8 protein-coding genes are annotated in these 13,340 nt (G+C 73.9%); 1 reads left to right on the forward strand and 7 read right to left on the reverse strand.

All coding sequences use genetic code 11. The features are described from left to right. Nucleotides 1-17 precede the first annotated feature (17 nt). The 3 genes from ACH47Z_RS16725 to ACH47Z_RS16735 form a co-directional block, all read right to left on the reverse strand. Complete coding sequence (locus ACH47Z_RS16725) at nucleotides 18-1,631, reverse strand: succinic semialdehyde dehydrogenase (RefSeq protein WP_399074110.1); 1,614 nt, start codon at nucleotides 1,629-1,631, stop codon at nucleotides 18-20. Nucleotides 1,632-1,767: 136 nt separating this feature from the next. Then, nucleotides 1,768-2,664: a serine/threonine-protein kinase gene (locus ACH47Z_RS16730; protein WP_399074112.1), complete on the reverse strand. Its 897-nt coding sequence runs from the start codon at nucleotides 2,662-2,664 to the stop codon at nucleotides 1,768-1,770. 73 nt (nucleotides 2,665-2,737) lie between these two features. Next, nucleotides 2,738-3,643, reverse strand: coding sequence for an MBL fold metallo-hydrolase (locus tag ACH47Z_RS16735; protein ID WP_399074114.1), 906 nt, complete (start codon nucleotides 3,641-3,643; stop codon nucleotides 2,738-2,740). Nucleotides 3,644-3,713: 70 nt separating this feature from the next. Here ACH47Z_RS16735 and ACH47Z_RS16740 point away from each other — a divergent pair, with 70 nt between their 5' ends. Further along, complete coding sequence (locus tag ACH47Z_RS16740) at nucleotides 3,714-4,679, forward strand: AraC family transcriptional regulator (RefSeq protein WP_399074116.1); 966 nt, start codon at nucleotides 3,714-3,716, stop codon at nucleotides 4,677-4,679. Here ACH47Z_RS16740 and ACH47Z_RS16745 read toward each other — a convergent pair. The 4 genes from ACH47Z_RS16745 to ACH47Z_RS16760 all read right to left on the reverse strand — a co-directional run bounded on the left by ACH47Z_RS16745 (nucleotide 4,666) and on the right by ACH47Z_RS16760 (nucleotide 13,229). Next, entirely contained in the window at nucleotides 4,666-6,396 is a 1,731-nt protein-coding gene (locus tag ACH47Z_RS16745; RefSeq protein WP_399074118.1) for a protein kinase, read from the reverse strand. The genes ACH47Z_RS16740 and ACH47Z_RS16745 overlap by 14 nt on opposite strands. Before the next feature lie 85 nt (nucleotides 6,397-6,481). Then, nucleotides 6,482-8,170 (reverse strand): serine/threonine-protein kinase, encoded by a 1,689-nt coding sequence (locus tag ACH47Z_RS16750; RefSeq protein WP_399074120.1) that lies wholly within the window; start codon nucleotides 8,168-8,170, stop codon nucleotides 6,482-6,484. A gap of 127 nt (nucleotides 8,171-8,297) precedes the next feature. Further along, on the reverse strand, nucleotides 8,298-11,039 hold the full coding sequence (locus ACH47Z_RS16755; protein ID WP_399074122.1) for a protein kinase: 2,742 nt from the start codon (nucleotides 11,037-11,039) through the stop codon (nucleotides 8,298-8,300). A 162-nt stretch (nucleotides 11,040-11,201) separates the two neighbouring features. Beyond that, nucleotides 11,202-13,229: a serine/threonine-protein kinase gene (locus ACH47Z_RS16760; protein WP_399074124.1), complete on the reverse strand. Its 2,028-nt coding sequence runs from the start codon at nucleotides 13,227-13,229 to the stop codon at nucleotides 11,202-11,204. Nucleotides 13,230-13,340: the final 111 nt, after the last annotated feature.

The following is a 13,340-nucleotide window of genomic DNA, read 5'->3' on the forward strand; positions in this document are numbered from 1 at the left end:
GGGCGAACGGGAGTCGGCTAGCGGAAGCGGAATGCCTTCATCAGGCGCAGGCTCCGGCTCATGAAGGCCGCGTACTTCTGGTCGTCCATCCCCAGCGACGGCGCCATCGGCAGCAGCCGCTGCTGAGCGACCGTCTGCGCCTCCGTGTACTTGAGGATGCCCTCGGAGCCGTGGCGGCGGCCGAGGCCGGAGTCCTTCATGCCGCCCATCGGGGACTGGACGCTGCCGTAGGCGGGCGCGTAGCCCTCGTTGACGTTGACCGTGCCGGTACGCAGGCGGGCGGCGACCTCGCGGCCGCGCCGGGAGTTGGTCGTCCAGACCGAGGAGTTGAGGCCGTACGGCGTGGCGTTGGCGCGCTCGACCGCCTCGTCGTCGGAGGAGAAACGGTAGATCGACACGACCGGGCCGAAGGTCTCCTCCTCGCACACCGCCATGGAGTCCTCCACGCCGTCGAGGATGGTGGGCTCGAAGAAGTACGGGCCGATGTCCGGGCGAGCGGTGCCGCCCGCCACCACCTTGGCGCCCTTCGCCACGGCCTCCTCCACATGCCGTGCCACGGTCTTCAGCTGGCGCTCGCCCACCAGCGAGCCCATGTCGGCGCCGTAGGCCAGGGAGTTGCCGAGCCGCATGGCCCGGGTGCGGGCGGCGAAGCGCTCCAGGAAGGCGTCGGCGACCGACTCGTGGACGTACAACCGCTCGATGGAGATGCAGAGTTGGCCCGCCGAGGAGAAGCAGGCGCGTACGGCTCCGGCGGCGGCCTTCTCGATGTCGGCGTCGTCCAGCACCAGCATGGCGTTCTTGCCGCCGAGTTCGAGGGAGACGCCGACCAGGCGGGCGGCGGCGCCCTGGGCGACCTCGCGGCCGGTGCGGGTGGAGCCGGTGAAGGAGACGTAGTCGGCGTGCCGCACCACCTCCGGGCCGACCACCGGGCCCTCGCCGAGCACCACCTGGAAGACGCCCTCGGGCAGGCCGGCCTCGATCAGCAGGTCACGCGCCCAGAGCGCGGTCAGGCAGGTCTCGGTGTCCGGCTTCATGACCACCGCGTTGCCGGCCACGAAGGCGGGCAGCGCGTCGCCGACGGACAGCTCCAGGGGGTAGTTCCAGGGGGCGATCTGGCCCACGACCCCGCGCGCGTGGCGCAGTTCGGTGACCTTCGTGAGGGTGGGGATGGCGCCGGTGTGCCGCTTCGGCTTCAGATAGGCGGCGGCCCGGCGGCCGTAGTGGCGGGCCGCGACGGCGACGGCCTGCACCTCCTCGTGCGCGTGCAGCCGGGCCTTGCCGGTCTCCAGCTGGATGAGGTCGAGGACCTCGGCCTGCCGCTCCAGCATCAGGTCGTGGAAGCGCAGCAGGACGGCGGCCCGCTGCCCCACCGGGGTCTTCTCCCACACGGCCTGCGCGGTACGGGCGGCCTGGAAGGCCTTCTGTACGTCCTCCGGGGTGGACTCGGGCAGGTCGGCCAGCTTCTCGCCGGTGAACGGGGTGTGGTTGGCGGTCCGGCCGGAACCGGCCACGCCCTTGGTGAGCCGGGCCACCAGTTCCGGGGTGACCACGTCGGCGGCGGTGCGGGCGCCCTCGGGGGCGGGCGCGAGGGGGTTGGTACCGGCGATGTCCGAGGCCTGCGTGTCCGTCATGAGGCGCAGGGTATGCCGGAGCGAAGCCTTTGTGTACCCGTCGGTAACGGGGATTCACGGAGTGCTCACACGCCGCCAGTGATCACTGGCAGTGAATGTGCTGATCAGGGCGTTGACGGTCGACCGAACAGAACGATCATTCGAGTCCGGCTTTTTTCGCCAGCAGCAGGCCGAGCGCGGTGCGGGGGGTGCGGCGACGGGGATCGGGGGAGGGTACGACCTCGGGAGCGGGCGCCGGTCGCGCCGTTTCCAGCTCCGGCTCCGGTACGACGGGGAGCCCGAGGTAGTCCTGGAGCGCCGCCGTGACCTGCGCCGCGTCGGGGCGGGCCGCCGGCTCGTCGGCCTGCAGCCGGTCCAGCAGCGGGCCGAGCGCGCCCAGCCGTACCGGGTCGGTGTCCTCGGCGTCTTCCCCCACCGCGGCCCGCAGCAGCGCGCCCAGGGACCACAGGTCGGAGGCCGGTCCGGCGCCGGGGCCCGCGGCGCGCTCGGGGGCGACGAATCCGGCGGGCGCGTCCGCCGGGTGGCCGTCGCCGGTCCCGAAGTCGGTGACGACCACCCGTCCCGTGCCGGACTCCAGCAGGACGTTGGCCGGTTTGACGTCCCGGTGCACGATGCCGACGGCGTGCGCGGCGCGCAGGGCGCCGAGCACCGCGAGCCCGATCCGGGCGGCCTCGACGGGCGGCAGCGGCCCGCGCCGCAGCACCTCGCGCAGCGACTCGCCCTCCACCAACTCCATGACGATCCACGGGACATGGCCCTCGGTGACGACGTCCAGCACCGTGACGGCGGACGGGTGGCTCACCCGGGCGGCCGCCCTGGCCTCCGTGTACAGCCGGTGTGCGATACGACGGCTGTCCTCGTCGTCGGCCGGATCGCCGGGCAGCAGCGGCTCCTTGAGGGCGACCTCGTCGGCCCCTTGCTCGTCCCGGGCCCGCCACACCGTTCCGGTCGGCCCGGACCCGAGACGCCCGGCGAGCCGGTAGCGGCCACCGATCAGACGTACGCCGGGCGGGTGTTCGCCGTCTCCAGTCATGCCACATGAGTACCGTGCGCACCACGCCGTTGTCGAAGCGGGCGGTCAGCGTCCCTTTTCGGATGCGGACGGTTCAGGCGGCCCACCGGTGAAACGTGAACCCCCGGGCCGCCTTCCGCACCTCCACCGCCCCTCCCCCGCCGGCGAAGTGGGCCGGCACGACCAACTCCCGTTCGGCCGCCGCCCGTTCCAGCACCCGCTGCCGGGTGGTGGCCGCCTGCCGCGGATCGAGGCAGAAGCAGCTGCTGCACTCGGGGCGCAGGATCTGCACCGGACTGTGCAGCAGATCCCCGACGAACACCGCCCGCTCACCGCGGGACTCGACCCGCAGCACGGAGGAGCCCGGCGTATGGCCGGGGGCGGACTCCAGCACGAGGTGTGCGTCGATCCGGTACGTGTCCTCCCACCGGACCGCCTGACCGGCCCGGTGCACCGGGGCCACGCTGTCCTCGTACAGCAGCCGGTCGGCCACGCGCGCCCCGCCCCCGTACCCGCCCTCGGGCCCGAAGTGGCGGTCGTCGGCGGCCGGGAGGAGGTACCGGGCACGCGGGAAGGCGGGCACCCACTCGCCGTCCACAGCCTGGGTGTTCCAGCCGACGTGGTCCGCGTGGATGTGGGTGTTGACGACGACGTCCACCGCGCCGGGATCCACCCCGGCCGCGCGCAGCCGCCCCGGCAGATCGCCGGGACGGCGGTGGAACATCGGCAGGCCGGGCCGCTCCCGGTCCCGGCCCACACCCGTGTCGACCAGCACCGTCCGCCCGGCGCTGCGCACCACCCAGGTCTGCAGCGCCGATACGGCGAGATCGGCGCCGGGCTCCCAGTGCCCGGGGGCGAGCTGGTCCTCGTACTCCTGCCACAGCCCGGGACCGCAGTCCGGGACGAGCTGCCGGGCGGACGCGATAGGCCCCTGCCATTCGACGATGCGCAGGACCTCGACGTCCCCGATCAGAAACCTCTGCACGCTCTCTTCGGTCATACCTCCACGCTAGGAGCCGGGTGTGAGCGTTCCAATGCTCGATCGCCTCGACCGGATACGCTGGTGTCTCATGGACGTCGTCAGTGATGCCATCTCGGCCGTCCGGGTGGGGCGGCCCTCTTCCAGCCTGCTGCGGGTGCGCGGCGACTGGGCGGTGCGGCTGGTGCCGTACGAGGGCGCGGGTTTTCATGTCGTGCTGGGCGGCGCCTGCACCCTGCTGCCGGACGACGGCGAAGGCACGCCGGTGCCGCTGGGGGCCGGGGACGTGGTGCTGGTGCCGCACGGGGCCGGGCATGTGCTGGCGGACCGGGCGGCGGGCCCGGAGGCGGCGCGCCGGGCCCGCCCCCTGGAAGAGGTGCGGGACACCGATCTGTCCCTCCCCGGAACCGGGCCCGAGGTACGGCTGCTGTGCGGCAAGTACCGCCTCGACCGCAGCCGGACCCACCCCCTGCTCGCCGAACTGCCCGAGGTGGTGCGGCTGCCGGCCGGCGACGCGGACTGCCCCGAACTGCGCTCGGCGGTGGACCTGCTGGCCCGGGAACTGGACGCGGACGCCGGCCGTCCCGGCGCCAGCCTGGTGCTGCCCGGCCTGCTGGACCTGCTGCTGGTCTACATGATCCGCGCCTGGGCGGCCCGCGCCCGGACCGCCGGATCGCCTGCCGCCCGGACCGGCAGCTGGCCCGCCGCCCTGGCCCACCCGGCGACGGCGGCGGCCCTGCACGCCCTGCACTCCGACCCGGCAGCGCCCTGGACGAACGACCTGCTGGCCGCCCGCGCGGGCGTCTCCCGGGCCACCCTGTCCCGCCGCTTCACCGCCCTGGTCGGCCGCCCGCCGATGGCGTATCTGACCTGGTGGCGGCTGACCCTGGCGGCGACCCGGCTGCGCGGCTCCGACGCGCCGCTCGCGACGGTGGCCCGCGAGACCGGGTACGGCAGCCCGTACGCCCTCTCGCACGCCTTCAGCCGGGAGTTCGGGATCACCCCGGGCCGCTACCGGACCCTCGGCACCTCACCCGAACCGGTCACGAAGCCGTGACCGAGAAGGTGTCGAGGGCCACGTCGAAGTACTCCCGCGCCTCGCGCACCTTCCCGACCGGCGCCGACACCCACACGTCGTACAGCCGCCCGGACTCCTCCCAGCACAGGTCGTACGTGTGCCGCGGGCCCTCGGCCGCGCTGAAGCCGTCCCAGGTGAACTCCCAGAGCGCGGCCGGGTGTCCGGCGTGCGTGGTGCGGGTGATCCGGCCGTCGTGGTAACCGGGGTTCGTGTGCGGGCCCTCGGCCGCCGACCGCTCCATCGCGCCCTGCGGGCCGCCCGGTTGGGCCACCGTGACCTTGATGCCGAGCCGGAAGGTCTCCCCCGGAGAGAGGTAGAAGACGCGCTCGCCCTGCGGGCTGCGGGTGAAGTCCCCCGGTACGGCGAGGGAGAAGCCGGCCGGGTCTCGGGCGGTGCGGTAACCGGAGGGTGCGGTACGGGAGTTGGTATCCGTCGGGCGGGGCGAGGGCGAAACAGGGCTCGTGCCGGTGCCGGTCGCCGGGGACGTCGCCGTACCGCCGGGGCTGCCGCCGCCCCCGGCATCGTCGCCGCGCAGCAGCAACGCCGCCGACACGCCCGCCCCGGCCAGCGCGGCGACGAGCACCGCAGCGATCAGCACCCCGCGCGTGGCGGCCCGGGGTGGCGAGCCGGCCGGCGGCGCGGACTCGGCGGGCGGGAGCGAGGTGCCGTGCGGAAGGTCCGGCTGGGTCGGCGAGTAGGGCGCGGCGGCCCCCGGCGGCGTACGGCTCTCCGTACGTCCGCCTGCGGTACGGCTCCCTGTACGGCCGCCTGCCGCCCCGGACCTGGTCGTACGGCCCCCGCCGATCCGGTGGTGCCCGCGCCCGCCGCCCGCCGTACCGGCCGTACCCGGCGCCTCCGGTGTCCGTCCCGTCTCCAGGTACGCGAGCAGCATCTGCTCGGCGTCGGCCGCGCCGAGGCGGCGGTCGGGGTCGCGTTCCAGCAGGCCCCGTACGACGGGCAGCAGCGGCTCGGCCTCGGCGGGTGGCCGGATCTCGGCGGCGACGACGGCGTGCAGGATGCCGCCGATCGAGTCGCGCCGGAACGGCGAGGCGCCGCTGAGAGCCGTGCACAGCAGCGCGCCGATCGACCACAGGTCGGACTCCGGCCCGGTGCGCACCCCCGACATCCGCTCCGGCGCGGTGTACTCGGGCGAGCCGACGAAGGAACCCGTCTCGGTGAGCGTGGTGGCGCCCGCGACCTGCGCGATGCCGAAGTCGGTGAGCACGACCCGGCCGGTGCCGGACTCGATCAGCACGTTCGCGGGCTTGATGTCCCGGTGCAGCACCCCCGCCTCGTGCGCGGTGTGCACGGCGCTGAGCAGGGCGATGCCGATGCGCGCGGCCTCGGCGGCGTCGGCCGGCCCGTCCCGGGCGATCCGGTCGGCGAGCGAACCGCCCTCGACCAACTCCATGACCAGGTACGGCCGTTCGTCCTGCTCCACGACGTCGTGCACGACGATGATGTGCGGATGCCGCAGCTGGGCGACCGCCCGCGCCTCACGGAAGGTACGGTCCCGGCGGCGGCGGGTGTCGTCGTCCGGGAGCGAGTCGTCCGGGAGGAGTTCCTTGACCGCGACCAGGCGCCCGAGCAGCTGGTCGCTCGCCCGCCACACGACGCCCATGCCGCCGCGCCCGATGCGTGCCTCCAGGCGGTAACGGCCCGCGATCACCCGGAAGTCGGCGCCCTCGGTCCCCATGCGCCCCATCATGCCGCACCGGACCCATGCGCTCCGGGACACCGATCGGCCAAGCCGGGGCGCTCAACCAGCGTTTTCGGCCGTATCAGCCGTTGGCCGGCTGCTGCCAGCTCTGCAGCACCCACTTGAACTGCTTGCTGGTCTTCGCCCAGTCCCCGGCCGGCGTCGACATGTAGATGGCGTACTCGATGCCCGCGCGCGAGTAGTACGTCTCCTCGATGGCGTGCCGCGGACCGGGGACGTACGGCGGGTCCTTCTTCAGCGCGGTCCAGGTGTACTCCCACTGCGCGCCCTTGCGGTCGCGGTAGATGTTCTCCTGCATCTGCACTTGCTTGTAGCCGACCAGCCGCTGGAGCTGCTGTTCCAGGTCCTGCTGGTGCTGGAGGGGGGTCGCGAAGTCCGGGGAGCTGTCGATGGCGATACGGACGAAGTGCAGGCCGCCGTCCGGGCTGTAGTCGATCTGCTTGAGGGGGCCCTGGACCTCGTAGACCTTCCGCTTCCAGCCCTTGGGCAGCGAGAGGGTGAAGCCGAGCGGGTCGTGATAGGTCTGCCAGCTGTCCGGGACCGTGCCGTCGGAGCCCGGCGTGCCGGTGTCGCTCGCGGAGGGTGACGTGGCCGGGCCCGCACCGCCGCTCGCGGAGGTGCCGCTCCCCGTTCCGCCCCACTCCTGGAAGGCGACCGCCGCACCACCGCCGAGCACGGCGGCTGCCGCGACGACGAGGACGAGGCTGCGCAGCCGGCGCCGGGGGCGGGGGCGTGCCTTCGCCGCACCCCGGCCCGCGGGTCCGGATGGTGTGGGCTGCACGGGCGGTGTGGGCGCCACGGCCGTCGGCCCGGTCGCCGTACGGCCCATGCCCGAGGACACGTCCGTGCCGTAACCGGTCGCGGAGGTGCCGTAACCCGACCCGGTGTGCACACCTGAGCTCTGGGTCGGGACGAAGGCCTGTGCCGCGCTCGGCCGGCGGCCCTCCGCCGCCTCGGCGAGCATCTGCTCCGCCTCCTCCGCGCTGGGCCGCTGAGCGGGCTCCTTGCGCAGCAGGGCGGCTATGACCGGGCCGAGCGCACCGGCGTGGCGCGGTTCGGTGGCTTCCTCCTCGACGACCGCCTGCATGGTGCTGAGCGGCGAGGTGCGGCGGAACGGGGAACGGCCCTCGACCGCTGTGTACAGCGTGGCACCGAGCGCCCACAGGTCCGAGGACGGGCCCGGGTCGTGGCCGCGCACCCGCTCGGGCGCGAGGTAGTCGACCGAGCCGACGACCTCCCCGGTGCGGGTGATGGTGGTGTCGCCCTCGATCTGCGCGATGCCGAAGTCGGTGAGCAGGACCCTGCCGTCCCGGCCGAGGAGCACGTTGCCGGGCTTGACGTCCCGGTGCAGCACCCCGGCGGAGTGCGCGGCGCGCAGCGCCCGCAGCACCCACAGCCCTATGCGAGCGGCCTCCGACGGCTCCACTCGCCCCCGCTCCTTGACCGCGTCGGCCAGCGAGTTGCCCTCGACCAGCTCCATCACGATCCAGGGGCGGCCGTCGTGTTCGAGGACGTCGTGCACGGTGACGACGGCGGAGTGGTTGATGCGCGCGGCGGCGCGCGCCTCGGCCCGGGTGCGGGCGAGCAGCACGGCCCGGTCGCCGTCGGAGACGTAGAGGGCGGCGGTCAACTCCTTGACGGCGACCGTCCGGTGGAGCACCTCGTCGTGGGCGCGCCACACCCGGCCCATGCCGCCGCTGCCGATGGAATCGGCGAGCCGGTAGCGGCCCGCTATGAGCAGGCCCTGCATCTGATTCACGTTGCCCCGCAATGCTCTTGACAGGGTCAGACTAAGGACCGGCTACCCCGCAGGGAACAAGCGGGGTACCAAGGTGACAGCACTGTGACGCTTGTCCCCGCCCTCGTGCACAGGGCGCTCAACCGGTGTAGCGGTACGTCGCGGTCGCCTGCTCGTACAGCCGCGTCACCTCGTCCCGCTGGGACTCCGGACCACGGACCTGGATGACGTGATAACGGCCGTTCAGCAGGATCGCCATGTTGCGCACGAACAGGTCGCGCCCCTGCCCGTCGGTCCAGGTGAACTGCCCCTCGGCCATGGTCCGTCCGCCCACCTCGATGGTCCGCAGCCCGGTGGCCGTGGCCCAGCTGGAGTCCCGGTACGGCTGGAGTTCGCTCTCCTTGTCCCGCTGGTAGCCCATGGGGTCGCTGCCGTAGGTGGCGGCGCTGTCCCTTCCGGGTACGACGACGAGCTCGAAGTTCCCGTGCGCGTAGACGATCTGCCCGCTGCCGTTCTTGGGCGTGCGGTCCCATCCCTTGGCGACGGCGATCCTGAAGCCGGCGGGGTCGGTGCGCAGGGTGAACCCGTCGGCGACGGAGGAATCGCCGCCGGTCTGTGTCTCGGTGGTGTCGGTGCCGGGTGCGGACGCGGAAGGGCCGCCGTCCGCGGACTGCCCGGAGGACGGCTGCTGGGTGCGGGAGGGAGCGGCGCTCACCTCCCCCGCGCTGCCGGTACGGTCACCGCCCGTCGCGCCGTTGCCTCCCTGCTTCGGCATGAACAGCATCGCGTAGGCGATCGCGCCGGCCAGGAGAAGCAGGATCAGCAGAAGCAGGGTCCGGCCGAGACTGCGCGGCGACCGGGCCTCGTCCCGGGCTCGCTCCCGGTCCCGCTTGTGCCGTCCGTGCGGCGACTGGGCCTCCGCCGCCCTGGTACGCCGGCGCCGCAGTCGCACCAGCTCGCCGCGGCGCCGGACGATGGGCAGCCGGCGCGGGTCGGCGGGTGGGACGGGCACCACGTGCGTACCGGCGTCGGGCTCGGGTGCGGACCGCACCAGCGAGCGCAGCCAGCCGTTCAACTCCTCGAAGTCGAGCCGCTCGGTCGGATCCTGCCGCAGCAGCGACTCCACGACCGGCCGCAGCGGACCGCACTCCTCGGCGAAGGCGGGTGGCTCGGCGCACACCAACTGCACGAGTTCGGCGGTGGACTCCTCGGGATAGGGCGCGTGCCCCTGCACGGACCGGAACAACAACGCCCCAAGCGCCCACAGATCAGTGGCGGGCCCGATGGGCGCCGCCAACTGCCAGTTCTCGTGTACGGGCCCGGCCTGCTCCGGCGCCCACCGCTCGGTCACGGGCCCGACAACGGTCATCCGCACCTGCCGAGCCCGCTCAGCCGCCAACGGGTTCGCAGGACCGCGCCGAGGACCGGCAAGACCGGCGGGAGCGTCCCAACGGGAGCGGGCGGGGGCTTGTGGGAGCTCCGGGACATGGGGAGGCGTGCCCTGGCCGGGGAGGAGGGGGCCGGCGCCGGAGTGGGGGGTTGGGGGCTGACCGGGTACGGGCGGGGCGTACGGGTCCCCCGGGGGCAGCGCGGGACCGGCGTGGGGGGCTGCGGCCGGCCCCAGAGAGTCCGGGCCCGTGCGGTGGGCCGGAGCCTGGCCCGGTACGGACGGGTGGTGCGGGTGGTCGCCCGAGGGCAGCCCAGGGCGCTGGGTGGCGCCGTCCAGGGGTGGAGCGGTGCGGGGTGAGGCGCCGTGCCAGGGGGTGCCCTGTACGCCGTACGGGTCGGCGATCCGGCCGGGCGGTGTCGTGCCCGGTCCGCCGGGGTACGGCGGCTGCGCCGTGGCGTCGGCCCGGCCCGCACCGGTGTCGCCCTCCGCGGGCGGGCGGGCGCCGGGCAGCGCGGGGTGGGTCTCCTGCACCCGGGCGGCGGCACGCGCACCCGCGCGGTACGCCGCGATGGCCCCGGCGCGGGCGGCACGGATGTCCGCCCCACTCGTCCCACTCGTCCCACCCGCCCCGCTCTCCAGCGCCCGCTGCCCCGTCGGACCGCCGACCACACCGGGCCCGTCGGACGCACCGTTCGCACCGGGCAGCCCTCCGGCCGCCCTCGCCTGGATCGCGGCCCGGCGCGCGGCCTCAGGGTCGATGTCCGCGGACGGAACACCGCCGGCCGCACCGAGGGAGGACACGCCGACTCCCTGACCACCGGCCGACGTACCGCCGGCGCCGGGGGCCGTCTCGTCCGCCTCGTCGTCCTGCCCCGGCACCGGGTCGTACCCGCACAGTGCCTCCTCCGCCGCGCCGACCGCGAGGCCGGTCAGCAGGACGCGGCCGTCCTCGCAGACAAGGACGGTGCGGGCGGTGATGTTGCGGTGCACCCAGCCGTGGGCGTGCAGTACCCGGAGTGCCATGAGCACGTCGGAGGCGACCTCGGCCGCCCGGTACGGCGACAGCGGCTGTTCGGCGAGGAACGCGGACAGCGGACGCGCGGCCACCCACTCGCTGACGATCCACAGGGACCCGCCCTCGGCGAACACGTCGAAGACCTGGTCCAGCCGGGGATGGTCGGGGATCCGGGCGGCAGCCTGCGCGGCCTCCACAGCGCGTCGTACGGCCGGGTCGGCGGGGCGGCGCGTCGCCGTACGGGCATCCGGCGTCACCCGCCGCCCCCCGCGCTCACGCGCCGTGAACCCCTCCGGCAGCCCCTCCGCGTCGAGCACCTCGGCCTCGACGACCTCGGGCAACGGCACCTGCCGGACGAGGACTTCCTGTCCGCTGTAGGTGTCGAAGGCGCGGGTCTCGGTGAGTTCGTACTCGTCGGACGGCGGCAACGGCAGGCGGTAGCGGTCGGCGAGCACCCGACCCGCGTAGTCGTCCACGTTGCCTCCCCCGGCCGCCCGGTTGGTCACATCCGTTCGCCTCACGACCCGTTTCGCACAGACATGCGGCTGCGTACGGTCCGCAACCATTCACGATACGTGCCGGAGGCAACCCGCATTGAGCGGATGCCGGAATGTGACGCCTAAACCACCGTGCGGTGACTACGACTTGGGCGTGAAGGAGGCCGTCAGCGTCTTCCAGGTGTCCTCGCGCAGCGCGCTGCCCCAGTCCGCCGCCTTCGCGGTGTACATCAGCCCGTAGCCGAGATGGCCGTTGACGACGAAACCCCGGTCGACGGTGCGGTACTCGGTGCCGCCCTCGACGTAGGTGAACTCCCAGTCGGCCGTGTTCCAGCCCCGGTAGTCCACCTTCTCGATGCGGACCTTCTGGTAGTGGGAGCGCACCATGTAGCGCTCCTGGTTCTCCCAGTCCGCCACCGGGTCGTCCTTGGGCGTGCTCGTCCAAGCGACCAGCAGCCTCTGCCCGTCGGGCCCGGTGTAGCGGTCACCCGCGTCGTCGCTGGACTTGTACGACCAGCCCTTGGGTAGCCCGATCGAGTAACCCTGGCCGCCCTTGCGGGTGGACACCACCGGCGCGGAGCCGGCGGCGGACGGGCTCGCGCTCCCGTCGGGCTTGGTGTTCGCCGCCGAAGGGGTACCGGCGGACGACGAAGTCGCCCCGCCCGTCCGCGCCGCGCTGCCCGCGCTCCGGTCCTCCTTGGCGGACGCGCTCGCCGTGCTCCTGGCCCCGCCGTTGTCGTCCTTGCCGCCGCCGTTGAGGGCGATCGCCAGGACCGTGCCGAGCACCGCGAGGACGACCACCACGGCGATGATCACCAGCGTGCGCTTGGGCACCACATCGGTCAGCGGCGCCCTCGGCACCGGCCGCGGCGGCAGGTCCAGGTCCGGCGGCGGAACCACCGGCCAGCCGGAACTCGGCTTGGTCGGGCTGGAGTTCGGCCCACCCGCGGCGGCGGAAGCCGAACCGGCCGACCTCGCACCGGGTACGACACCCGAACCCCCGGTCCCACCGGGAGCGGCGGGTCGCACCCCACCGGCGACGGAACCGCCCACGCCCGCCGAACGGCCCGTACCCGACGCACCGCTCGTGCCCGCCGGGCCACCGGCCGCAGGAGCCGTACCCGCGTCCCCAGCGCTCTTCGCGCGCGTCCCCGACCCGGCCGTGGCGGCCCCCGCCGCCTTGCGAACCGAACGCAGCGCGCCGCGCAGCTTCTCCCCGGCCTCCTCGCCCCGCCTGCCCTCGGCCGGACCGGGCTGCGCGGGCAGCGGAACGACCCGGGTCTCGTCCATCGGCTCCGGCTCGGGCGCGTGGATGACCTGGTTGAACATGGCCCGGGCGCGGGCGTCGTCGAGCCGCTCGGCCGGGTCCTTGGTGAGCAGGCCGTAGATGACGTCCCGCAGCGGGCCCGCGTTCTTGGGCTCCTCCAGCGGCTCGGTCATCACCGCGGTGAGCGTGGCGATCGCCGACCCCTTGTCGTACGGCGGCGTGCCCTCCACCGCCGCGTACAGCAGGCCGCCGAGCGACCACAGGTCGGCCGCCGGGCCCGGCTTGTGGCCGCGGGCGCGTTCCGGGGAGATGTAGGAGGGGGCGCCGACGAGCATGCCGGTGGAGGTGATGGACGGGTCGCCCTCGACCTGGGCGATGCCGAAGTCGGTGAGCACGACCCGGCCGTCCTCGGCGATGAGCACGTTGGACGGCTTCACGTCCCGGTGCAGGATGCCCTCGCGGTGCGCGGAGCGCAGCACGTCGAGGACGGCGAGCCCGACCTCGGCGGCGCGCCTGGGCGCCAGCACGCCGTCCTCGCGGATGACCTCGGCGAGGGACTTGCCCTCCACCAGCTCCATGACGATCCACGGCCGGTCGTCCTCGTCGACCACGTCGAAGACCGTCACCGCGCTGTTGTTGCGGATCCGGGCGATCGCCTTGGCCTCGCGCAGGGTGCGCGTGATCAGGCGTCGCTTCTCCTCCTCGTCGATGTTCGACGGGAACCGCAGCTCCTTGACGGCCACCGTCCGGCCCAGGGTCTCGTCCTCGGCCCGCCACACCGTGCCCATGCCGCCGCGGCCCAGGACGTCCCCCAGCCGGTACCGCCCGGCGAGGAGACGACGCTCGCTCTTGTCCTGACGAGTCTCCTGACGAGAAGTGCCCGCCCGCTCCGCCTCCGACATGCGTCCCCTCATGCAACCCGCCCTGACAGAGCCTCCATTGTCTCTCACCCGACAAGTGGCCGACGCCCAGGGTGCCTCCCTGAAGTGGCCGTTCCGCTTATCGGGACGATG

The sequence above is a fragment of the Streptomyces sp. NPDC020192 genome (genome assembly GCF_044388685.1).
Lineage (GTDB): Bacteria > Actinomycetota > Actinomycetes > Streptomycetales > Streptomycetaceae > Streptomyces.

What these genes read in the sequence shown, in the direction of transcription:
- ACH47Z_RS16725 (WP_399074110.1), bottom strand. Translation starts at nt 1,631, where the DNA reads ATGACGGACACGCAGGCCTCGGACATCGCCGGTACCAACCCCCTCGCG.
- ACH47Z_RS16730 (WP_399074112.1), bottom strand. Translation starts at nt 2,664, where the DNA reads ATGACTGGAGACGGCGAACACCCGCCCGGCGTACGTCTGATCGGTGGC.
- ACH47Z_RS16735 (WP_399074114.1), bottom strand. Translation starts at nt 3,643, where the DNA reads ATGACCGAAGAGAGCGTGCAGAGGTTTCTGATCGGGGACGTCGAGGTC.
- ACH47Z_RS16740 (WP_399074116.1), top strand. Translation starts at nt 3,714, where the DNA reads ATGGACGTCGTCAGTGATGCCATCTCGGCCGTCCGGGTGGGGCGGCCC.
- ACH47Z_RS16745 (WP_399074118.1), bottom strand. Translation starts at nt 6,396, where the DNA reads ATGGGGACCGAGGGCGCCGACTTCCGGGTGATCGCGGGCCGTTACCGC.
- ACH47Z_RS16750 (WP_399074120.1), bottom strand. Translation starts at nt 8,170, where the DNA reads ATGCAGGGCCTGCTCATAGCGGGCCGCTACCGGCTCGCCGATTCCATC.
- ACH47Z_RS16760 (WP_399074124.1), bottom strand. Translation starts at nt 13,229, where the DNA reads ATGTCGGAGGCGGAGCGGGCGGGCACTTCTCGTCAGGAGACTCGTCAG.